Source organism: Paenibacillus sp. FSL R5-0527, from assembly GCF_038008055.1.
GTDB classification, from domain to species: domain Bacteria; phylum Bacillota; class Bacilli; order Paenibacillales; family Paenibacillaceae; genus Fontibacillus; species Fontibacillus macerans.
The window spans coordinates 4,086,092-4,108,057 of sequence record NZ_JBBOYI010000001.1 but is presented as its reverse complement, the minus strand read 5'-3'; the positions used below and the strand labels follow the sequence as shown (position 1 = coordinate 4,108,057).

The window sequence follows — 21,966 nt, the reverse complement described above, 5'->3', positions numbered from 1 at the left end:
TCCTAAAACGATTACTTCCTGTGCACAAGTTAATGATAACGTATATTTTTTTGATAAGAATTCCTTTATTTGATTCAATTATAGGCAAAAATTGATTTCTCAAGCCAAAAGACAGACTGCTATCATGCAGACTGTCTTTTGGTTTACTTGGCACTATTCATTTTTCTGAATTTGGCAGGGGTCACTTCGAAATTTTTTTTGAAGTCTCTTATAAAGGATTTCGCATCAGGCGCACCAATCTCCAACGCGATATCTGTAATCGTCTTATCCGTATCCATTAAAAATCGCTTGCCTGCATTCAAACGCAATTTCACAATGTAAGTTTTGAAATTTACACCCATGTACTTTTTGAAGCTGCGCGAAAAATATTCAGGATTATAACCAAATAGGTTGGCAACATCATGTAATAGTAGATTATCCATATAGTGTTCATTTAGATAAGTTATTACTTCCTTGTACCTTTTCTCATACTTTTGAGACCTTGCATCTATAACCTCGCTCTTTTCCTTCCTGAAAAATTTCATCAGCAGATAGAGTAATTCATACATAACACTTCTAATTTGCAGATTGTACCATTCATCGTTTCCGTAATAGATCTCTTGCATCCGCAGCATCATTTCCATCAAGTCCTTGTAGGCCGGGTGATTCTTATCAAGTTCAAAATATATATTATCAATATCACGAAAAGTCTCTTTCAAAAATCTATACGAAATTAAAATCGAGCAACCACCCTGTTGCCTGCCTATAAAATCATAAAATTCATGCGGTTCTTCACTATTGATGATAACAATATCGCCAGTCTTCATTTTTAGGGTTGTGCCGTTCTTCCATAACACAAAATTGCCGTTATACATTAGAACAATTTCCAGACTTCTATGCCAGTGCTTCTCTATATGTACATTGGTATACCCTGCATCCCTTATGATATCCTGATGTGGTACTACCTTTACCGGATAGTTCTTTGACATTTTATTTACTTCATAATAACCTCTATCCATCTCAGCCATGACTCTCCTCTGACATTTGTTAGCCAAGTGTCTCCCACGAGACCAATATCCAATTTCCCCCTTCGTACCCTCAATAGTCATACAGCAATTACCGATAATATGTTCATTGGCTTGGCAAATAATAGCCATTTCATATCTTTCCCTAGGTTTTTCATTCTGCCCTAATACGTCTCTTCCTATCCCTCTATAGGAATATTGTACCATAGCAAAAAAGACTTCTGGAATATTCCCCAGAAGACGGTTTGAATAATTATTTTATCAATCCCAATTATTTAATTCTAAAATTCGGAGTCATCAGCTACAACCGGTATTAATGGCGACAAAAACGGGTCATGTTTTTCTTCAACGTTCCCCCTCGCAAGAACATATACTTTAAACTCATTAAAATGTTTTGGGTGCTCATCATTAAAAACATAGAGCATACCATATGAGCCGGGTGCAATAATCCCTATATTCTTCATTATTTCCACTGGACTAAATTTTGATGAAGGCTCATGATTCCATAATCCCGTCATCCAAAGATGATATTGTCCATTTATCGCCTTTATGTCTAACACATCTACATTCGGCTGCAAATCTTCAATATACTTTTTAACTTTTTCAAAAATATTTATTTCTCTTTCATTATTTGCCTCATCACCAGTACTTTCTAAAACGACCGCCCAACCATGGTATTGATACATACTTTCACCTCTCTAGTCCTTCATTAAAATGGCGAGATATCAATAATAATCTCAACGTCATATCTCTTCTCATATTCTCTTAATTGTCTAATAAGATGCGATCAATTCCTTCCACCGTAACTATCGTTGTAGATACTCAAATAGTTCCGATTTTTTTGATAAACCGGAAGAAAACGAAGATAACAAAAAGCAAGTCAATCATGGTGGTATCTGACCATAATTAACCTGCTAGATGTATCGGAATAGCGTTATTAGGGTATAAAATTAAAGCATGATGTGCGTACAACCAATGAAGAATCTTTATACGGGTATTATAAGGTTAGATGCGTTATTGGTTGAGTGGTGGGTTCATTGGGCACTGGGTAGCCCCCTCAGAGAAAAAAATTCAAAAGGCAGGAAAACAAAGGATTCATCTATTCACCCAATAAAAACCACAGCATCTCCTCGTTGAAAAGCAGTAGGAAGCTTAGTTTCAAGAAGTTCAATTCTTGATAGCATTTGTTCTTGCACATCGCCCTGTAAGTTTCTTCGTGCCCAATCTTTAAGTAAACTAAGTTCATGTATCAAACAAACTGCATCTTCTTTTGTGACATCAATTCCATACCTAATACCCACAATCCACTCCGTATTTATTGACTCAATTGCAGGTATCCAGTATGTTTCAAAGAAATTTTGTGTAGCTATTGGAATACTAAAATGTTGTTCAAATTCGTTTTGTGGTTCGAGAATTATTGCTGAAACAGCCACAATCAACTTCCTCCTTTTCCAAACTCAGCAGTAAAAGTATAGTCTGGGAATTCTTCTTTGAGTTTTTCAATAACTTTCTGTACAGCTTCTCTTAACTCTGGTGTATCTGCATTCATTCTAAAATTAAACCTTCTAACATCTTTTATTTCATCAAGTGTAGGTATCTCGACACTCCCGTTCTTTGTCGGTCTAGTATGATCGACCTTTTGAAGATTTAGTATTCTTTCCTTTGTTTTTGCATAAATTTGTTTGTTGGCCCATTTCTCAACGGTTTGGAACGGTTTACCTGTTTTGGGGTTAATAACCGATAAACCTTCAGCGCTTTTATCTTCATGAAAGATTTTATTTACTAAATCTATTTCATCAAACTCTCCTAATGGATTTCCCTGTTTATCAGCAATTTCAACCTCTTTAGAATATGGAACTCTTGGAGGAACATTACCCGTCCCCTCAGCCACCTTACTCGGAGCAGGCGTCTCCAACTTTCCTTGCGTTGCCGGCACCTCATCCACTTCCGAACGCTTCAGCCACTCGGTAAGTCTTTGTCCCGCTGTACTCTTGAGCGCGCCGGAAATGAGCTTAAACGCATAGGTGAAGGTCACGTCCCCGGCGCCGGCCATAGCGGTATCGAGGGCGATATTTTGGGCGCGGCCTGTGAGGTCTTGGTCGCCGTCATTCTTGAAGTCGGTTACCGCGTCAGACGCTTCGGTGGCCGTGCCGAAGATCGCTCCCGCCGTCATGGATCTGACCACCGTCGGCGATAGCTTGGAGAGGGCCGCCGGGGTTTTCACTGCCTTCACATATTTAAAGGGCAAAAAGAACCCGGCTACATTCCCGGCAGCTTCGCCAACTCCTTTGCCGTACGGATCGTCCAGCGGATTTACGTAACCTTCCGGTTCCGGTCCCATAATCCATTCGGCAAGCAGCTCCGGCAATCCTGCCGAGGCCGTGTTGATTGCGTTCACCACGGCATTCGATCCTCCGACCATTAGGTTCGCGAAAAAAGGATTGCCGATGCCGCTTTGTTTTTGCCGCATCTCGTTTTCTTCTTTTTTCTCAAGCTCTTTCAGCTCGTTATAGATCCTGTCTTGTTCTTCCTTGGTCAAATCTGCCCAATAGGTCTGCTTCAGCCGCTCCTGAACTTCCGGATCATCGCGGTTTAGTACGTCGTCCAGCGAATAGTTTCGCGGATCTACCGACGTGATATAGTATTGCGGCTCGCTCTTGGATTCCTCAACTGGTTCCACTTTCGGCATATTAAACAACGCCTGCCAGGTTGCCGGCCCAATAACGCCCTCCAGCCCGTCCTGATCCTTCTCGTAAACCTCCCGGAATCCTTCCAAAGCGCGTACAGTAGCTTCATCAAAATAGCCGTTCGCCTCGACCTCAAAACCCAGTTCTTGCAACCGCAGCTGCGCCATTTTCAACGGCTCGGAATAGGTCTGATCGTGCATTTGCACCGTCAGCAGCCCGCTCAACGTCCCGAACAAGGTCCGCCACACATTTTCATCCACGATTCCTTGCCGATCGCCAGTATTGTCCAGGCCGTATTTTTCTTTGTACCGATTAACTGCTGCCAGCGTGGCCGAGTCAAAATAACCGTTCGCTTCCAGCTCATATCCCAGCTCGTGCAATCTTTCCTGCAGTTTTAGCACTTCATCGCTCTTATGCTCCAGGTCCAGGGTCAGTTCTTTCGTAAGCGGCTCCACCGTGATAGGGAGATAAACCGCCGCCCGGGAGAATAAGGAAAACGCCGAAAACGGAGAAGGAAGGACGGTCGTTTTATTCTCTGAAATCGTTGGGAGCCCGGCAAATTTATTTAAGGTAACTGGAAGTTTTAACTGCTTCGCCTTCAAAGAGGACTCCTGCTCCTGGCGAGTATACTCGTCCGCCGCCCAACGCAGCGTTTTCTCTTTCGTGCGCAATTCGTCGCCGATCTCCCGGGACAGCTGCCTAATCCGCTCCATCCGCCGCTCCACTTCAGATATTGCGGAGCGGACTCCCGACTCGGAATAAGCCGAGCTTGTTCTACTGGTTAACTCCGATACTCTTTTCAGTGTAACTGTGACTTGATCCCCGAACTGTTGCTCCAACCGGCGTACTTCGTCTGCGAGCCCGTTAATGCGGGCCGGATCGACCTTAAGTTCCAAGATGTTCTCCTCCTTTCCCCAACATGCTTGGAAACGCAAAAAGTTGTTCAAGGGCGGAAAGCGGTTGGCGCCGAAACAAGAGGACCTGATCCCGCTCCGGCATCATCCCCATTATCCAGGTTCCTTTTTCTGTTCGCGCACAGGTAAAGAGCGCTTCGGCCTCCTCTCCAGAAGCCAAGTGGTATCTGGCAATGACCCGGAAATGGATAAACTCCATGGAGATTTCCCCGTTTTTTCCCACCAAACAAGCAAACACCTGGTCCGGGAACGTCAAAATTTCCGCAATCGCAGCAAAATCACGCTCTATGTATAGTTGATCCCCATCTTCCTCCATCAAAATATGTTTGCTCTTCAGCTGGCCGGACATAGCTTGTCCTATTCATTCCACACCCCTGACCCATATAGATATTTATGGAAAAAAGGCAGTTCACTACATTTTATCAGCCCGCCACCGTCCTCACAATTCCTTAGTTGGCATAATATCCCACAAATAATCCGTTTCACCTATATAAATGAACAAAAAGTCCGGAGCATCATGGGGCTGCCCCGGACATGTTTATGAGGATAATTTACTAATTTTATTGTGACCAGAACATTTAAATTTCACCGATGACCCCGGGAACTTATACAAAAACAACCGGCAGGTTTGCCGGTTGCTTGTGATATCACTTATTTTCTTCTATGTATTGCTTACGAAACGCCCGCGGCGATTGCCCGGTGATCTGTTTGAACACGACCGCAAAATAACTGGAATTATCGAACCCTACTTGTTCGGCAATTTCGGTCATCCTCAAGCGGGTACCCTTTAGTAATGCTTTCGCCTTTTCAATTCGCAGCTGGCTGACATAATGCGTAAAGCTGATGCCGGTTTCTTTTTTAAACAAATTGCTAAAATAATTGGGCGTCACGTGTACATAGGCGGCAACCGTCTGCAAAGAGCAGGTTTGTTGATAATTCCCCTCGAGATATTGCTTGGCTTTGATCACCACATTGTCCCGCTGCTCGTCCAGCCAGCGAACAAACAGATTTACAAATTCGCAGCATTTTTCTTTGGCCCAGGCCAATAGCTCCGCAGCGGTCTGAATTTCCAGAATGTGCCCGGGGTTCAGGGCCTCACCGGTGGCGGCCGCTTGTACATGTTTGAAATCGGACAGCAAAATACCCGAAAAAACGCTAACCAACGTGTAGACCTTCGTTTTGCAAGGCTGCAGCTCAAGCGCTGAGGCTTCCTCCAAATATTCCGCCAATCGCTGCTCCAATGCGGAAAAATCGCTGGTAACCAGCAGGGCCAGCAGTTCCTCCTTCAGATGACGGGAATCACCGGCAGGCCCGATGTCCGTTACCGCGCCATCATTTTGTCCGTGATTCACCTGTTCGTATAACCCCGCCAGATCGTCAAACTGGCAGATGGTTCCCAGCTCGCTCCAACTCGTCCGGATACCGATAAAACTTTGTAACGCCTGCTGTACATCGCTGCGGTACGCCTCTCCTTGAGGACCCGGTTCCAGCAAAAAAGCAAATGTTTCCTTGCGCAGCGGAAAATAAAGCCCTCGTGTCTGATGCCGCTGCAACAACTCCTCCAAAATATTCGTGGCGGCATAGTGGAGCAAGCCGATATCCTTGGCCGTGTAATTTTTCTCAGGCAAACCATAGGTGTGAACTTGCAACAGGCAAAAGGCAGCTGGCGACCACCTTTGCTCCCACTCCTCCCGCAAGGGCCGATCACAAGGCAAGCCAAATACCGCCGCGCGAAACAATTTCGTCTGCCGCTCTTGCTCTTTGACCCGTACCGCCAGACTCTGCAAACGAAACTGTTCGTACGCCTTGCGCAATACGCGGTAAGCTTCGTCTAGAGAAAACGGTTTCAACAAAAACTCCACCGCCCCATACCGTAAGGCCCGCTGAGCATACTCAAAATCACGATAACCGGTCAAAATAATTACCTTGACGTCCGGATGATTCCGGGATAACCACTCGGTCAAAGCCAGGCCGTCCATCAGCGGCATATTTATATCGGTTATGATCAAATTCGGCTCGTACAATTCCACTGCGTCCATCGCTTCTTCTCCGTCGGAGGCCTCGCCGACCACTTCCCAACCGAGCTGATTGCTGCTGATTAATTGTACCAGCCCTTCACGAAACCAGATTTCATCGTCTACGACCAGTAGCTTCCCCATCATTTGTCCTCACCCTCCTGCAACTGGTAAGGCAGTTTTAGCCGCACCAGCGTTCCCTCGCCGATCACCGACTCCAACTGGACCTCATAGGGAGTACCACACAACAGCTCAATGCGCCGGATGACACTTCCAATCCCGATCGATCTCCGTCCCTCGTTTAAAGAGTCCGGTTGTTGCAACACACGGGCGATGGTTTCCGGCGACATGCCGCTTCCGTTGTCACGAATCTCTAAAATGAGCAAAGCGGGTCCGTCCCCCTCATCGGCCGTTTGCGTAAACCCGTGAATGCGAAGATAACGATCCGTTTTTTTATTCCGGAAGGCGTGAATAAAGGCATTTTCCACAATCGGCTGGATCAGCAGCCGGATGACCTGGCAATGAAGCAGCTCCTCCGCAATCGTAATTTCCGTCGTAAGCGTTTCTGGATAACGGGCTTTTTGAATCTCCAGATAATGGCCGATTTGTTTGATTTCGTCGCGCAAAGTCGTCATCTGCTGGACTGGCTCCAGCGTATACTGCAGCATTTCCGACAAGCCTGTGACCAGCCTAGCAGACTTTTCATCGCCAAGCATATAAAACTTCCAGAAAAACATCCCCAGCGTATTATATAAGAAATGAGGATTCAACTGAGCCTGGATCGCTTTCAACTCGGCTTCTTTTTCACTAATTTGACGTTCATACACTTCATAGATAAGCTTCTCGATATGGGCTGTCATATTGTTAAAGCTGTCCCCGAGATACCCCAATTCATCCTGGGTCCGAATCTGCACACGGGTATCAAACTGGCCTTCCCGCACACGCTTCATGCCGCGCACCAGGTTTCCCAGCGGACGCAGCAACATCCGGCTAATCCCTGTAGTAATGATCGCCAAACAAATTAGACTGGCCAGCGCCGAAACCACCGCCACCTTGAGGATCACTTGGCTTTTACTTTGGATTTGCGCCAAAGACACTTTGCTAACCAGAGTAAAACCAACCTTTTCCGACTTCTGCCTGGTGTACATATAGGAAACCCCATTCTCCTTACGAACCGAATTACCGATGCCTGGCATCGTCGACAAATCCGGGAACTGTCCGTTAGATCCATTTAACGAATACAAAGGCTTCCCCTCTTGATCATACAAAAACACTTCCACTTGGGTCTCGGTTCGCAGATCTTTCAAATGCGCTTCAAACAAGGACGTATTGAACAAAATCAGCATCATGCCATAGGTGTCCAGATCCATGGATCGCATAAGCCGCCCCGCCAACACCCAATTGGAATTTTCCTGTTGCCGGTAGTCCTCCTGGCCAGGCTGGCTCCAAACATATTCCCCGCCCGTCCCCTCCAGCTTACGAATCATTTGCCCGAGATACTCGGGCTTAAGACTATTAAACGAGCCGGCAAAAGAGCCAAGATTAATGACATTTCCTTTCAAATCATAAATCCGAATACCAATCATCTCCGGCGCATCCAGCCGCACCTGATAGATTTGCTCATCCAGCATCTTCTCGATTTTCATCCGTTCATACGCATCCGACCGTTCATTTTGCGCCGAAATCGCCAGACTCACCGCTGGATTCAGGGTGATATAGTCAGTAATTCTGTACATATCATTCACCCTCGAATCCAACCGAGCCAACACCTGCTCCGTCGTCATATAATATTGCCGGCTAACCTCCTCATTAAAAAGCGACAGATGAATCCGGTACGTAATTAGCGCGGTCACGCAGGAAATCAATAGATTCGCCGCCGATAAAGAAATGATTAGTTTGGTGCTGAATTTGAATAGTTTCTTGTTGAACGGACGTCGGTTCTTACTTGACATATAAGTTCCTCCGGTAGAAAAAAACAGGTACGCTTCGCAATACCTCTATCTCGCTCATTTAGATAGCGATTTCAAAATATCAGGATTTCGGCTACTCAAAGTATACCATGAGTCAACGCAAATGGATGCGCCTCTCTATTTATTATAAATCACCGGAGTTTTGAATTCCCAACGTTTCCACAGCTTATCATCCGTCGCCAGTTCAGCCATAAAATAACTTACATTTATTCTGCTTGTTTTACCCGCATTGAATATTGGGCTTCTTACCGGAGATTCACAAACTTCATATGGACTCTCTTCCTCATGATTGACTAAGGTATCCGGCCGTACGGCAATCCATCCGACATTTTCATCGTCGTTACCAATTTGGGTAATCAAATAGTTTGCTGCCTTAACATTATCTCGATGAGGAGGAAGCAAAAGCTTTAGTAAGGATAAGATGATTTTTTCTCCCGGTGAATTTGTCTCTCCCGATAACGTGTTCGTGTAACCTGTTGTACTCATCAGGATGAGTTTCACCCTTTTGTCGGCCCTTTTCGGGACGGTCTCACAAATTCTTTTGATTGCATCAAATACCAAATAACGAGGTTTGCCGAACATCCCTTTGAGCGTAAGATTGTGACCAAGACAGGAGATAATGACATCACAATCACGTAGAAGCTGATTCATTTCAGCGTCATTTAATTCGTTGATATTCCCCTTTACGATTTCCACTAATGGATGTTCTTGTACGTCATTGGGAACAACTGCACTTTTTCGGATGAGAATCCGAATATGGATTTGTCTTTTGATAAATTGCCTAACGACATGTTTGCCGGTAGCGCCGCTTGCTCCAAGCACTAATACTCTCATATTCCATCTCCGTTTTCATTAGATATCATTTTAACTTGATTGAACCCTTTGAATATTAGAAATACAGCGAGAAACATCTCGCAAATAGCTATCGGCGCATTTAGGATAAAGTAGACCGGGCTCGCTAATTTGATGATGTTCAACATCAACAGTAATGTAGCCAGAAGAGTCAAGGTAGACCCGATCATCCCCCATATCGAGAACCACCTTGGGATAAGTCCAATTTTATATAGGCCATAATAGAGGATCAAGCCGCCAATACTCCAGGGCAATATCATCCCTATATGATTCAGAATATCTCTGCCTTGTCTGAGCAATTCAGCGATAACTTCAAAATACGATGAGTCAGCTTGGCCGGCAGCTGCCGAACTCTGACTCAAACCTAATAAAAGAAGCAGAGAGCCTATACCGGCAAAGAGAAAGCCGGAGCCAATGATCCTGAAACCGAAATATCCCACCGCCAGACTTTTATTGTATTTTTTAATGATTGGATATATCAATACGGTTATCGTGACATACACTACAGCCATTGCCACTTGAAAAAAGGTTGCAATCAAAACTTGCCTTTCGATCTCCGACAACTTTACAAGGTAATTGGAACGCTCTAATGCAGGAACAGAGCTAAATATTCCAAAAACAAAACTAAAGATGAGCAGCAGCCCAAGATAGACTGCCGTTTTTCTGTTGGTTTGCATGACTACTCCCCCCTTTTACCTGATGATCAGCCAGAGTGTTTTACGAATAGTATATTGGCTGCAAGGCATGACTGAGTAGATACTAAAGTATGGTTCGAACTAAAAAAGGCCCAAGCCTTGCCTTTAGGCATTGCTTAAGACCGGAGTAAGTTATATCAGTCCGAGCTTCCTGGCACGTGCGATCGCTTCGGTTCGCCGTTTAACCTGCAATTTGTCAAAAATATTGCGATTATACCCCTTCACTGTACTTAAGGCCAGGAAAAGCCGATCACCTATTTCTTGATTAGAGAGGCCTTGGGCGATCAGTTGCAGAACTTCCAGTTCACGCTCGCTTAAGGCATCGATTAAAGGTTCGAAGCGGATGGGGGGACTGTGAACAGCGAAATCATTGAGCTTCTGTTCATTATGCATGTTGGACAGTAAAAACCCGGTATAATCCGGCTGGATCCGACGGGCAGCCGCTTCCGTTAACAAATCAAGCATGGGCTTACCCTCGTCAACAAAAAGGCGAACGAAGCCCTCCTTTTCCGCCAGTGTCAAAGCATCATTTAAGCTTTCAAGCGCCCTTTCCATATTGCCTTGGACCTGAAACGCCAATGCTTGGAGTAAAAGAAGCTTAAGCTGTTCGTTCTTCCATTGCTTCGCTTTCGCTTGGTCATACAAAGTACCCAGTATGGCCAGGGCCGTTCTTCCGTTCCCTTGGATCATATGGATTCTTGACTGCAGAACAGGCCATTCACTAGTTTCCAGATGCTTTACGGCTTCCGGAAAGTTGCCGTGATGAAGAGAAATAAGAAGATCCAAGTGTTGAACTTCGCCCAAAAGGTGAGTAAAGGATCGTTCTTGCACTTCATGACGAGCTTTAGTTAACAAAGCTTCCGATGCTGAAATATCTTGTCTGGCGAGTTTCAATTTTGCCGCAAATAATTCACTATCGGATAGCCTATCCGTATTCTCGATCTGCTTGGCTAACAGGATACTCTGCCCTATATGCTGTTCGGCTGCCTCCAAATCGTTCCATTCATAGAAGATTCGAGCCATGCCTAAATATGCGTCACAAGCGGCCGGATGTGGCGGTTCGCCAGCTAATTCAATCACTTGTTTATAGGTTTGCACAGCCAGGTTCAACTGATTGTCGAGCTCCTGGATCTGGCCTGTACCTAAAGTTGCCATAAGCGTAATAATCAGGTGTCCCATCCGCTTGCTTATCGATAATGCTTCGGTATAAGCTCGTCTGGCGGCTGCGCGATCACCCTGCAGCTGGTAGGCAACGCCTAACGTCCAGGTTGTCGCTGCGCGCACAGGCAGATTATTCGGATGCAGATGATCTAGCGCGAGGAGGGATTGGGCAATAATAGTATCCGTCTCGTTCCGAATGACACCAAGCGTAGCCCGGATCGATGCCATATGCCCGATTAGATCATGATCTGCCTCATCGGGATCGATGTGTTTCATGGCCGCTTCGGCAGCGGATAGTTTTTGTTCGATTCCTTCCACTTGACCGATCATCAATAAGGCGGAGGCATAAATCACCCAGAGCGACGGCCGTTCGTTAAGCGTGGACTCGTCCTGGCGCTTTAACCAATTTAATACAGGCTGAGCGGCGCCGCGAAAATGTAGAGGCATTCCCCTTCCTTCGATTAAAGTTGCGGCCCGATCTACATCTTGAGCCGCCGCAGCGTGCTGAAAAGCTTCGATCTCAAGATCATTCTTTTCAAACCAATGGCTTGCCCTGGTATGTAGAACGGCGATCTCCTCGGCCCCGTCCTTGTTGGCATGATACAAACGCTGTCGCAACAAATCGGCAAAAAGATGATGGTAACGGTACCAATGACGCTCGCTATCCAACGGGATAATGAAGAGGTTGGAACGCTCAAGATACGCCAGGATTTCATCTCCTCCCATCCCATTCGGTAGAACGGCATCACAGAGGGAGCCGCAAAATCGATCAAGAATGGAGGTATGAAGCAAAAAGGTCTGAACCTTTTCGGACTGCTGCATTAGGACTTCCTCCATTAAATAGTCCAACACAAAACGGTGGCTGCCGGTAAAGGACGAGATGAATTGGGCCGTATTCGAACAGCCCTGCATAGAGATAGCGGCTAATTGCAACCCGACAACCCACCCTTCTGTGCGTGCCTCCAGAGAAAATACCTCATCAGATGATAAATTAAGCCCCATGATTTGGTTGAAAAATAACGCCGCTTCTTGCCGGGTGAAACACAGGTCGTTTCCACGCAGTTCGGTCAATTGGTTTCTTGCCCGCAATTTGGCGATCGGCAGCTGCGGCTCTTCGCGCGTCATGATGATCAAATGCATCTGTAAGGGTTGATGATCGATCAGAAAAGATAGGGCATCATGCACGGTTTGAGATTCAATGACGTGATAGTCATCAAGAACGAGAATAAATGGATCTGAACAGGATGATATTGCATTGACTAAAATAGTAAGGATGTATTCGATCGGCAACGGTTGCGGAGATTGTAACGCTTTCGATACACCTTGGTCGTTAACATCAACGATGTTCTTTATTGCAGCGATAAGATGAAGGAGAAATCGCACAGGATCATTGTCACCTTCATCCAGCGATAACCAAGCAGCCCGACGCCTGCAGTCAGCCAGCCACTCGCTGACCAACGTGGTTTTACCATAGCCTGCAGAAGCGGAGATTAGCATTAGTTTTCCTTGCTGCCCCTCAGACAAGCGTTGGAACAAATGTGAGCGTTGAACCACTTTCGTTCGCGCTGGAGGAATATGCAGCTTTGTGGTTAATATAGGTATGTTCATAAAATTTCTACACCACGCTTTTCATTTTTACGCACCATCGAAACAGCTTCTCAGCAGAAGCAGCTTGATGCCATTCGATACCATCTTCGCCTTCGCCTCTCTCACGTCCGGGCAATATCCAATTCAACCCCTTGCTTCTTCAGCGAATACGAAAGCCCACGGTAAGTGAAAGTATCGCTTATGTTAGAAAAGATGCGGATCGGAAAAATATACTGGCCTTACTGCAAGAGGTCGGCCTGGCTTCATATCAAGAACACTATCCCCACCAGCGATCCGGAGGAATGCGTCAACGCTGCTCCATTGCCCGCGCTTTTTATTATGGCGGAAATTTGCTGCTCATGGACGGGCCCTTCCATTCACTGGACTATCATCTGTGCTTTGAACTGGTGCAGAAACTGACCGCCTTGTGGGAACGCAATCGCTGTTCGATCGTGTTTGTCACCCATGACATTGATGAAGCCTTGCTGTTGGGAGACGAAATCGCCATTTTGTCCGGGAAGCCAGGAACTATTGTAACACGGATGGCCATTCATACGCCGCAAAGAAGCCGTTCTTCTTTGAAGCAAGTGGAACTGCAGAAGATCCGATCTGAAATTTTAGAGCATTTGCTTACGGTAAAAGTGAATTAGATGCTCTTAAGTGAGCGTTTCCGCTGTGGACATCCCCTCCCCTTCTACACACGCAATTTTTATCGAGTAACTGATCTACTTCAATAACAGTCCGGCAACCTCCATGTAGGCCGGACTGCTATTGAAGGTATACTGCTTTTTTATCGTTGTTCTTACTCGTCATAAAATTTCCTCCGGTTAGTAAAAAACAAGCGGTTCATGGGAAAAATCATTTAAATGCATCAACGAGGATGATTCGATCATGTCCAAAATTGCAACCATAGATGCACGAACTGGACCCGAAATCAAAGAACAGACCATTTCATACAAGCTTCACAGCTTGCTGGACAAGGCATTCCGCTCCAATATAAGGATCATTTTAATTATGGATGAATTAACCTCCGAGCAAAACGAAACTATCAATAATATCATCAACTCATTCAAGTTGGAAAACAAAAAAACATCGACTCCTTGAGCTTCGTAGTCAAACTGCAGCAAAAAATCGATTTGCTCAACAACATGGAAAAATTCGCTCTTTCGCTGCAAAAGTGACTGGAAGTAGCTGTAATCGTTTTTTCTGTTGGAATACGAAAATTGACTTTGCCGGTAGGAGTCCATGCCTCCCAGAAATGGGTGCGAGCCGTCCGGCAACGTGTCGATTCGGCAAACGTTCCAAAACCACATCATTCAGCTCTTCAGGCGAATACCGAAATTAGTAAACGGAATACCGATTACATACACGCGCAGCCCGTTCTCTCCGTATGACCCGATTCGTAACCCACCGGCGTTCCAGCTGCAGTCTACCTGTTGCACGCATCCTCCTCGTGTTAATGTATGTTTCGTCCATACTTTACCATCAGGTAAAGGGGAACATTATTGCGGCAACTTTGCCGATCTTTGTCCAAACATAGCTTGTATTCACATCATCTTCATCGGATAATGGAAAGAGCAATAGATTCTGTTTGAAATGAATCATTCTAGGTTTACTGAAGGAGTTAAAACGATGGAGAATAGCAACAAAAATATATTTGCACCTGATGATGAAGGGAATAAGAAACAAGGGATTGAACTTGGAAATTATACGCATATCCGTGCGTATCATGCCTGTCGTCCTATCGGCTTGGAAAGCTACTTTGTAGAGGGGATAAAACCCTTTTACGTAGAGGAAATGCGTCAAATTGCTGCTGCCACTTTTAGAATATCAGTAGACACAGTTATGGATTACGACTCTGCACTGCAACCTTCCGATTCCAAGCATGTCTATTTCAGCTTGTTCAAGAAAGAACTTCTAGGCGAAAGCGGACACTATTTATGTTGGGGGAGTGAATACCTTGCCGCAATTGCTGCACAATTAGATAAAGACATATATGGGAAATATCACGATATGCTATCCAATACCGGAATCCCCACTATTTTTGTTTGTGATATCCTAATAGACTTATTGCCCCAATGGCAAATAGACGATATATCTGAACACTATGATCCTCATGACAGTAACTCTGCATGCTGGATTTCAGAAAGATTAAAACCAGAACATATTGTTGCTCATGAACATCCTTCAAAAATTTATAACCCTATCCAAAGAAGCCAGTATATAAATAAACAAACCACATGTAAATGGTGCGTACCTCTGCTAAAGTAGCATCGGGCCAAAGTTGGCCCGATGTCTTGTGACTATACTTTATAGATAACCTCTTTCTCGACTAGTGAATAGACAAAATCTTGAATGTCTCTATAGATTATATTTTGAGGATTAAAGACTAAATTAAGAACATAATGCGCTCCTTTTCGCAACTCCCACTTATTTAGGTTATATATGGAGAACTTCATATCTTTTTCTCGATAGGAGAAGCTTCCAAGGCGATTCTCAGCAAAGCCAAACTCATCTGGATACACAGACATGACCGATGCTAGGTGTTCTTCGCGTGTAATATAAGCATACCCATTTCTTAAGCTGAATCTAAAATCAATCCAATTATCATTAATTAATTGAGCCAGTTGAACAAAAAGATCATATGATTTTTCAAAATTATAAGGCGAGATTGTGAAGCAGATTTTATCCAGTTGATCCTGCCTAATGGAGTCTTTTTCGTCCTGCTTCTTTCCAATTTTATAAACTATTTTTATGCCGTAAACCAGTATACTCTTTTGATTTTCAGAAAACTCATAAGAGTGTTTTACATTATGCTTAGTGAGGTAGACTGTTATATTCTCGAAAAACTCTTCTACGTTATATGTAATTTTCCCGCCATTTCCATCTCCATATTCTGCTAATAACTCATAATAAACACTATCAAAAACATCTCGCAAATCAAGAGTATTGAATGATTCATTTTGACAAGCAATCATACTCGTATAATCGTTATCAGAAAATTTCTCTTCAAAGCGATAGTCGAACTTCTTGTTTATCACAGAAATAAAATTATTTAATCCATCACCAGAAGTAATGTTGAATCCTTGAAGTAAACTTAAAGGTGCTTTTAATAAAGCTATATCAATTCCAATTCCTACAGGGATAACTTCTATGCCTTTTGAGTATGCAAAACCTGCTTCAAAATATATCCAATTAGTAGCGATTGAATTTGGCGTTACAAAAACAAACATTACAGAAGCTTGCTTTAGGCCATCTTCAATTTTGTGAACCCAGTTACTTCCGAATGGTATGCTTTGACCATCACTTGAAAGGAAAATCTCCAGTACGCCGCCAGTAATGGAATCCAGCTTAGTTTTTATGGCTAGTATCAAGTCCCTGTCTTTACTCGAGTGGCTAAAAAAGATCGTTGGTTTGTTCATATTTTCAAGTTCTCCTTAAATCGTATTCTAATCAAGTTTCACTTTAATTATAGCATTTAGGAATAAGACACTCATTACAAATACTCATTATACTTTCTAAGCTGTGGAAATTAAAAAGTAGTTGATGAATAAGAATTTTCGAATGTCGGAAATATTGTACGAGAAAGTTTTATGGTATACCGAACACCAGTAGCTTTCTATAGATTGTCTCCAACCTGATTGTGACAACGGAACCGGATCAAGGAGGTGAAACGTATGGCGAAGTATTCGGATGAAGAGATCAGAGATATACCCAAAATCACGGTTAAAATTGCTGCAGATTATTTGGGCATTTCCCCAAACATGCTGACACTTGGCATGTGTAACGACTTGTTGCCCTTCGGTTTTGCGGTCCGTAACGAAGACCATTACAGAGAAAGTTGGTCCTATGCCATCGTGCCGGAACGCCTCATTCCTTATAACCACAGCGAATTACATATAACGTTTGTGCATCCACGAACCCTCACATGCTTAAGCTTTCAGCCGATCCAGCGAAGTAATCGATCCGACGGGTCGAAGACATAGCCAGTGCAGGGTTGTCCACTGAATCACTTCCCAAGATGCCTTTTGCGGACCGAGAAGCCGCCAGACTCTGATGCGTGAAAATAATGTTATCGGATATTCATACCTTCTCCGAATTGCTTAGAAATTTTAGTTTGAATGGTTGTTATTATTCTTGTACCCATTAAATTCAACAAATGAATTTCTTCACTAAATTCAAACTCTGAAGTATTTATTGGTGTCCCTATATTGTTTCTAGACTTCTGCTCGTCAGTAAACATTTCAAATAAATCCTTACTTACAAGGCCTTGATTATGCACAATACAATTCCTCTTAGTGAATATCCTTCTAGCCATTCTGCTTTCTGAACTAAAATTAAATTCTACCTTATAGTTTTTTTCTAACGCTGTAATTTGCTTCTCCAGAGAGTAATAACCGTAATCTATAATTTCCCGAGTAATTAAATCTTCCTTGATCTCATCAATGCTATTAAATTTAAACACTTCTTGAAGCCTTACATTTTTCTGAGAGTTATTGATATACTCTGGAAAATTTCTTAGATAGTATTCAAGCAACTCAAAAAGAAAAGATTCAAATGCAGAACAAAGATTTATTGTTAGTAAATTGATTAACATTTTTGTCTTTTCGTTGTTTCTAGTTATCATATAAATACATTCATTTACTTCTACTTTAGTGTTTAAGTAACTGTCGTTTCCCTGACCAAAAATAAATTTATCATCTTCACTTCTATACTTCGACTTTAAAGCAGCACCATCACGATTATATTTCTCTATTAGATTGTTTGCTAATTCATTTTCTATAAGTGAAGACATATAAAAAGTTTAAGAATAATAAGCTTATCAAGAAATGAATCTTTAATTTCTACCAGTGTTTTCAATATTAATTCTCCTTCAACTAATGCACATTATCGGAAATTCAAATTGGCGGCAAAGATTGAATTAACTTACACTTTTCCTCATGAGCATTTTCAAAAAGGGCCCTGTACCAGGTATAATCCCACCTAAAATTATGATGTTGCTGAATTACACATTTGAGGAAATCGTTTTTTTTGATGGAACTTGAGGACTATGTACATTCCTTTTACGGAATTGGCTGCAGCCTATACAACTTTTTTTCCAAACAGGTTGATTGGTAACAGATTAGGAGCAATAAACCTTAGTAGAACAAGTTGGATTCTAGAGTCATAGATCCTCACGGGCAAATCAACGGGCTTCCAGTCTCGATATTCTTATTAGATTGAATGTCTTGATTGATCTAACTGGATTTGTACTGGAAATATAACGGTTTCCTCTGAATAAATTAGATAACCGGGAGATATGGATATAATATACATTTTTCCTCTCCCAGTTAAACTCGTAGTTTTATAGTACTTAACTATAATTCTTTTTACTCTCCTCCTGATACACAAGATTCATATTATACTAATTTATAAAGTCTCTAATCTGTATTCGTTCCCAACGATTCAACTTAGGGCTAATGTTCTTCATATATCGTAGTAATAACCCATCATCGACAAGTTCATTTTTTACTACTTCGATACCATCATAATTTAACATTAATGCTATAGTTACAGCCGTTTCTCTTGGTACTCCGATTTCAATCATCCTCTTAGTTTCTGCTCTATACGCCCCCATTTCCATATATGAAAGCAACCCATTTGTTTCATCTTGCATCTGAACAAGAGGCTTTAATAGCTTTGGAACAGAATACATTACTTCTTTATTAATGGTTGATATCATTTTATCAATATCTTCAGAATCCGGTTCCACCATCCAATTTAGAATCTGATTCAAAGGTTCCTCTTTACTCCATTTTTGCGCATTAAGGATAATTGAAAGAATGCGCTTATCGCCTTTTTCTCCATAAAGGCCTAAGTACTTGTCAAAATAATAATTTGCAAAATCACGCAATTTCTTTATGTTTTCTACTATATCTTTCACATACCCTTGGTCGAAAGGAAACTTCGGCATTCTTTTAAAATAACCATGATTGTTATATTGATATATTGAATTAAGTACTGCTGGGTCCCAATACCAATTTCGCGTGCATATATCTTTAGGAATCTCTAGAGTGTCCAAATGTTTTTTTATATCTCTATACTCATTTGTTGAAATGGAGATACCAGTCCTTCTCATTCTAGGCAAGGCTTCTAAGCCATATTTTAAAATCATTTGTCTAACATAAATTAATAAATCTGTGTCTAATGTCGCTGTAGTTGCCTCTACTCCAGTTACTAATTGCTCCAACATCTCAATACGATTATTTTCGAATCTATCTCCATAACCTACTTCAACAGGTTTAGAAGGATACTCATACAAGTTGATATCCGCATCCTCAAAAGTTGCTTCATCCAGGATAATTGCCCTACCAACAAAATCTTTCATTAATCGTCCAGCTCTACCCCTTAGATTAGCAAACTCGTAGCCTGTGAGTTTTGCATTGTCATTTGATTTCTTAGTGAATAGATTGGGGTTTCTTGCAACAATATTTTTAGCTGGTAAATTTACACCTTGCATTAATGTTGTTGTGCAAACTATCGTTTTGAATAAAAGTTGAGAAAATGCCTTCTCAATAACAACCCTTATATGGCTAGGCATTTTGCCATGATGATAGGCTACGCCTTTCTGAACGCATTCCGCCAGAGAGTAATTTTTATGGACACTATTCTCTATATATCTCACTAAATCAAGTAATTTTTCTTCAGATTGGTCCAAATGTTCAGATAATCCCAAAGCTATATTGGGAGCTTGTTGTGCCGTAGGTGAAAAAATAATTGTCCCTGATCCTTCCTCCTCCAATTTAGGAATAAGATCTCCGAGTAAAGTAATCATCTTTTCTGTATATTGTTGTTGCCCAAACAACTTAGGATCAATAACACCTATATTTTCTATTAAGATTCTATTCGGCGTTTCCTTAACTGTTGAGTACTGGTTGATATATAACTTATTTCTATTTTTTGAAAATGAATAAGTTATATTGACAACGGGAGGCAATTCATCACTTAATGACTGCGCCTCATCACCAAACATTGATTTAACAAACGAATCCAAATTTTCTATACGTGGCCCACTGACTATAATTTTCTTAGGAATAACATCGTTTACGAAGCTCATAATTGTATCGTACATAGTATGGGCTCTTTCATCATCCTCATTGGAGACCCTTTCTACATTTTGTACTTCGTCAACGATCAATAAATCTAAGTTTTCAAAAGCATTTTTACTTTGATTTAAAGCAGAGGCAGCCCTCTCTTGTGTTAAAACATATATGTTTTTATTAGAAGAATTAATATGTTTATCTGAGTAAGTCTGATGAATTTGTATATTCTTTACATTGTATTTTTTAAAAGTTTTCCTTAAATCAGATGAAACTTGGTTTATTAAACTTAATGTCGGCACAATATAAACAACTTTATTTGCACCTTGAATCATTAAATCTGCTATTTTGGCTACTAGTACAAAAGATTTCCCTGCTGATGTAGCTGCAGATACTCCAAGTCGATTATATCTATCTATTGCATCCCACATTTGCTTTTGAAAATTGGATAACAAGAGTTCATGTGCTTCCCCTATGCTAACCTCATTCTGAAGAAAGTAGGATGACACATATATTTCATCAATAAGACTTCCTAGTCCACTAAAGGAATCTGACTGTTCATCATAATCTAAATCAATCATTTTTGTTGTAGGCATCAAACCTAATCTTGATAGTATTCTTACTAAAAATGAAGGTAAAGCTTGCCATTCGGGATTTCTATGTTCCCAAATCAATCCACAAATTAGAAGGCATTTTTCCTTAATCTGATTTGTTGTTTGATCTCTCGAATACATTTCTGCAATATTTAGTAATCTAACCGCATCTTCTGTTGTAAGTTCATTCCGCTTTTTTTGCACAAGTCCTAATTTAATAGAAAATGCTTCCAGATCATGCATAAGTAACTTCTGTACAAGTATATCTTCTGCATTTAATCTTATACTCATTTATTTAACTCCTAACTCGCTTTGAAATAATTCGATTAGTTTGTCCAACTCTTGTACAGGGAAAATAATAAAATTCAATCGAGGCAAAATATTAGCAGGTATACTCTTAAACGTTTTCGAATTACTGATATTTTTCGTTTCCATCCTAATATCTTCTATAAATTCATTTAAAATATCGTTTCTATCAAGACCAGTAATCTCTTTTTTTATATCATATGTCACTATGCAAACCAGGTGAACTTCAATATTATCAAGTTTCCCCTCCAAGTATTCTTTGGCTATATTCTCTAGATCCTTTGGAATAAAATCCTCAAACACATACAGACTAAGCTCTTTTCTGTGGTTTTTATAATGTTTCTCAATTGCATCTGAGACTGCATCATTAATTGCCGACTTCAATCCTTTTTTATCTTTGGGGTTATAAGTCTTAGCTTCCCCTACAAACAGTAGATACTTTCCGTCTTGATAAGAAATATGAATAGCATCCGCCCCGTGTCTCTCTGTTTGTACATTTGTGGTTATGGGCATCTTACGTAATAAAGGCGCTGCTTTAAAGTAATGTTGAAGAAGATTAAAAACCAAAAGCTCAGAGAATTGGCCTTGCAAATACGATGTACGAAATTTTGTTTTTGCCCTCTTTACTAGTTTGCTTTGTGCTGCGGAATTATCCCTATCTTTTGAAAACTCACTTACAAGTTTTGATTGTTTATTTTTTGAATAAACAAATTGTGTGACCGTATGAACAAGTTCTTCAATAAACTCTTCTCGCATCTCAATTAAATCTGCATAATTGATACATGTACCGATATGATTTTTATTAGGTGTCAACGAGAAGTCTTCTCTAACCACATACATAGTATTTATAAATGCTTGAGTGTTAGCCAAGAGCTTATCAATATTGACCACTTTGACTGGCATCTCATCCCTCTTTTCATTTAGTTACATTGAATCAAATGAAATAAATTCATGAATACTTATAACTATTTATATATTCCAAAAAAACAGGTGTTATAGACCTATATGCGATATCGATTCGACACTATGTGGGAAAAATCCTCTAATTATTCTTTAATTTATTACTATTGGTGATTACTTCTTTTTATTCCAGTGCAAGAAGA

18 protein-coding genes are annotated in these 21,966 nt (G+C 41.7%); 4 read left to right on the top strand and 14 right to left on the bottom strand.

From position 1 onward, the window contains the following. Positions 1 to 143: 143 nt before the first annotated feature. The 10 genes from NYE69_RS18010 to NYE69_RS17965 all read right to left on the bottom strand — a co-directional run bounded on the left by NYE69_RS18010 (position 144) and on the right by NYE69_RS17965 (position 12,906). Positions 144 to 1,211 carry an AraC family transcriptional regulator gene (locus NYE69_RS18010; protein ID WP_340927274.1) on the bottom strand — a complete coding sequence of 356 codons (1,068 nt, stop codon included), beginning with the start codon at positions 1,209 to 1,211 and terminating at the stop codon, positions 144 to 146. A gap of 74 nt (positions 1,212 to 1,285) precedes the next feature. After that, positions 1,286 to 1,690 (bottom strand): Imm7 family immunity protein, encoded by a 405-nt coding sequence (locus tag NYE69_RS18005; protein ID WP_340927273.1) that lies wholly within the window; start codon positions 1,688 to 1,690, stop codon positions 1,286 to 1,288. Between the two features lie 417 nt (positions 1,691 to 2,107). Further along, a complete protein-coding gene (locus NYE69_RS18000) occupies positions 2,108 to 2,437 on the bottom strand; it encodes a hypothetical protein (protein WP_326043965.1) in 330 nt (109 codons plus the stop codon). A gap of 2 nt (positions 2,438 to 2,439) precedes the next feature. Next, positions 2,440 to 4,362 carry a peptidoglycan-binding domain-containing protein gene (locus NYE69_RS17995; RefSeq protein WP_340927272.1) on the bottom strand — a complete coding sequence of 641 codons (1,923 nt, stop codon included), beginning with the start codon at positions 4,360 to 4,362 and terminating at the stop codon, positions 2,440 to 2,442. A 214-nt stretch (positions 4,363 to 4,576) separates the two neighbouring features. Next, positions 4,577 to 4,954, bottom strand: a complete 378-nt coding sequence (locus NYE69_RS17990) for a hypothetical protein (protein ID WP_340927271.1) — start codon at positions 4,952 to 4,954, stop codon at positions 4,577 to 4,579. A gap of 298 nt (positions 4,955 to 5,252) precedes the next feature. Beyond that, entirely contained in the window at positions 5,253 to 6,767 is a 1,515-nt protein-coding gene (locus NYE69_RS17985; RefSeq protein WP_340927270.1) for a response regulator transcription factor, read from the bottom strand. Further along, on the bottom strand, positions 6,764 to 8,572 hold the full coding sequence (locus NYE69_RS17980) for a cache domain-containing sensor histidine kinase (RefSeq protein WP_340927269.1): 1,809 nt from the start codon (positions 8,570 to 8,572) through the stop codon (positions 6,764 to 6,766). The genes NYE69_RS17985 and NYE69_RS17980 overlap by 4 nt, the downstream gene beginning before the upstream one ends. Positions 8,573 to 8,707: 135 nt before the next feature. Beyond that, positions 8,708 to 9,424: an NAD(P)-dependent oxidoreductase gene (locus NYE69_RS17975; RefSeq protein WP_340927268.1), complete on the bottom strand. Its 717-nt coding sequence runs from the start codon at positions 9,422 to 9,424 to the stop codon at positions 8,708 to 8,710. Next, on the bottom strand, positions 9,421 to 10,119 hold the full coding sequence (locus NYE69_RS17970) for a DUF4386 domain-containing protein (RefSeq protein WP_340927267.1): 699 nt from the start codon (positions 10,117 to 10,119) through the stop codon (positions 9,421 to 9,423). Before NYE69_RS17970 ends, NYE69_RS17975 begins: the two co-directional genes overlap by 4 nt. Positions 10,120 to 10,269: 150 nt before the next feature. Beyond that, positions 10,270 to 12,906, bottom strand: coding sequence for a LuxR C-terminal-related transcriptional regulator (locus tag NYE69_RS17965; RefSeq protein ID WP_340927266.1), 2,637 nt, complete (start codon positions 12,904 to 12,906; stop codon positions 10,270 to 10,272). A 131-nt stretch (positions 12,907 to 13,037) separates the two neighbouring features. On the opposite strand from NYE69_RS17965, the gene NYE69_RS17960 reads away from it, so the two are divergent. The 3 genes from NYE69_RS17960 to NYE69_RS17950 all read left to right on the top strand — a co-directional run bounded on the left by NYE69_RS17960 (position 13,038) and on the right by NYE69_RS17950 (position 15,156). Next, positions 13,038 to 13,535: an ATP-binding cassette domain-containing protein gene (locus NYE69_RS17960; protein WP_340927265.1), complete on the top strand. Its 498-nt coding sequence runs from the start codon at positions 13,038 to 13,040 to the stop codon at positions 13,533 to 13,535. 241 nt (positions 13,536 to 13,776) lie between these two features. Continuing rightward, a complete protein-coding gene (locus tag NYE69_RS17955) occupies positions 13,777 to 13,989 on the top strand; it encodes a hypothetical protein (RefSeq protein ID WP_340927264.1) in 213 nt (70 codons plus the stop codon). A gap of 528 nt (positions 13,990 to 14,517) precedes the next feature. Further along, entirely contained in the window at positions 14,518 to 15,156 is a 639-nt protein-coding gene (locus NYE69_RS17950) for a hypothetical protein (protein WP_340927263.1), read from the top strand. A gap of 32 nt (positions 15,157 to 15,188) precedes the next feature. Here NYE69_RS17950 and NYE69_RS17945 read toward each other — a convergent pair whose 3' ends face one another. Beyond that, positions 15,189 to 16,307, bottom strand: a complete 1,119-nt coding sequence (locus NYE69_RS17945) for a toll/interleukin-1 receptor domain-containing protein (protein ID WP_340927262.1) — start codon at positions 16,305 to 16,307, stop codon at positions 15,189 to 15,191. A 255-nt stretch (positions 16,308 to 16,562) separates the two neighbouring features. Between NYE69_RS17945 and NYE69_RS17940 the strand changes: the two genes are divergently transcribed. Then, positions 16,563 to 16,871 (top strand): hypothetical protein, encoded by a 309-nt coding sequence (locus NYE69_RS17940; RefSeq protein ID WP_340927261.1) that lies wholly within the window; start codon positions 16,563 to 16,565, stop codon positions 16,869 to 16,871. An 86-nt stretch (positions 16,872 to 16,957) separates the two neighbouring features. Here NYE69_RS17940 and NYE69_RS17935 read toward each other — a convergent pair whose 3' ends face one another. From NYE69_RS17935 to NYE69_RS17925, 3 genes are all read right to left on the bottom strand, one after another. Next, positions 16,958 to 17,680 carry a hypothetical protein gene (locus NYE69_RS17935; protein ID WP_340927260.1) on the bottom strand — a complete coding sequence of 241 codons (723 nt, stop codon included), beginning with the start codon at positions 17,678 to 17,680 and terminating at the stop codon, positions 16,958 to 16,960. A 609-nt stretch (positions 17,681 to 18,289) separates the two neighbouring features. Beyond that, entirely contained in the window at positions 18,290 to 20,848 is a 2,559-nt protein-coding gene (locus NYE69_RS17930; RefSeq protein ID WP_326043987.1) for a DEAD/DEAH box helicase, read from the bottom strand. After that, positions 20,849 to 21,766: a HamA C-terminal domain-containing protein gene (locus NYE69_RS17925; protein ID WP_326043988.1), complete on the bottom strand. Its 918-nt coding sequence runs from the start codon at positions 21,764 to 21,766 to the stop codon at positions 20,849 to 20,851. Positions 21,767 to 21,966 lie beyond the last annotated feature (200 nt).

Bases quoted from the DNA above. Each gene is read 5' to 3' on its own strand.
- NYE69_RS18010 (WP_340927274.1), bottom strand. From the start codon at position 1,211: ATGGTACAATATTCCTATAGAGGGATAGGAAGAGACGTATTAGGGCAG.
- NYE69_RS18005 (WP_340927273.1), bottom strand. From the start codon at position 1,690: ATGTATCAATACCATGGTTGGGCGGTCGTTTTAGAAAGTACTGGTGAT.
- NYE69_RS17990 (WP_340927271.1), bottom strand. From the start codon at position 4,954: ATGTCCGGCCAGCTGAAGAGCAAACATATTTTGATGGAGGAAGATGGG.
- NYE69_RS17985 (WP_340927270.1), bottom strand. From the start codon at position 6,767: ATGATGGGGAAGCTACTGGTCGTAGACGATGAAATCTGGTTTCGTGAA.
- NYE69_RS17980 (WP_340927269.1), bottom strand. From the start codon at position 8,572: ATGTCAAGTAAGAACCGACGTCCGTTCAACAAGAAACTATTCAAATTC.
- NYE69_RS17975 (WP_340927268.1), bottom strand. From the start codon at position 9,424: ATGAGAGTATTAGTGCTTGGAGCAAGCGGCGCTACCGGCAAACATGTC.
- NYE69_RS17970 (WP_340927267.1), bottom strand. From the start codon at position 10,119: ATGCAAACCAACAGAAAAACGGCAGTCTATCTTGGGCTGCTGCTCATC.
- NYE69_RS17965 (WP_340927266.1), bottom strand. From the start codon at position 12,906: ATGAACATACCTATATTAACCACAAAGCTGCATATTCCTCCAGCGCGA.
- NYE69_RS17955 (WP_340927264.1), top strand. From the start codon at position 13,777: ATGTCCAAAATTGCAACCATAGATGCACGAACTGGACCCGAAATCAAA.
- NYE69_RS17950 (WP_340927263.1), top strand. From the start codon at position 14,518: ATGGAGAATAGCAACAAAAATATATTTGCACCTGATGATGAAGGGAAT.
- NYE69_RS17945 (WP_340927262.1), bottom strand. From the start codon at position 16,307: ATGAACAAACCAACGATCTTTTTTAGCCACTCGAGTAAAGACAGGGAC.
- NYE69_RS17940 (WP_340927261.1), top strand. From the start codon at position 16,563: ATGGCGAAGTATTCGGATGAAGAGATCAGAGATATACCCAAAATCACG.
- NYE69_RS17935 (WP_340927260.1), bottom strand. From the start codon at position 17,680: ATGTCTTCACTTATAGAAAATGAATTAGCAAACAATCTAATAGAGAAA.
- NYE69_RS17930 (WP_326043987.1), bottom strand. From the start codon at position 20,848: ATGAGTATAAGATTAAATGCAGAAGATATACTTGTACAGAAGTTACTT.
- NYE69_RS17925 (WP_326043988.1), bottom strand. From the start codon at position 21,766: ATGCCAGTCAAAGTGGTCAATATTGATAAGCTCTTGGCTAACACTCAA.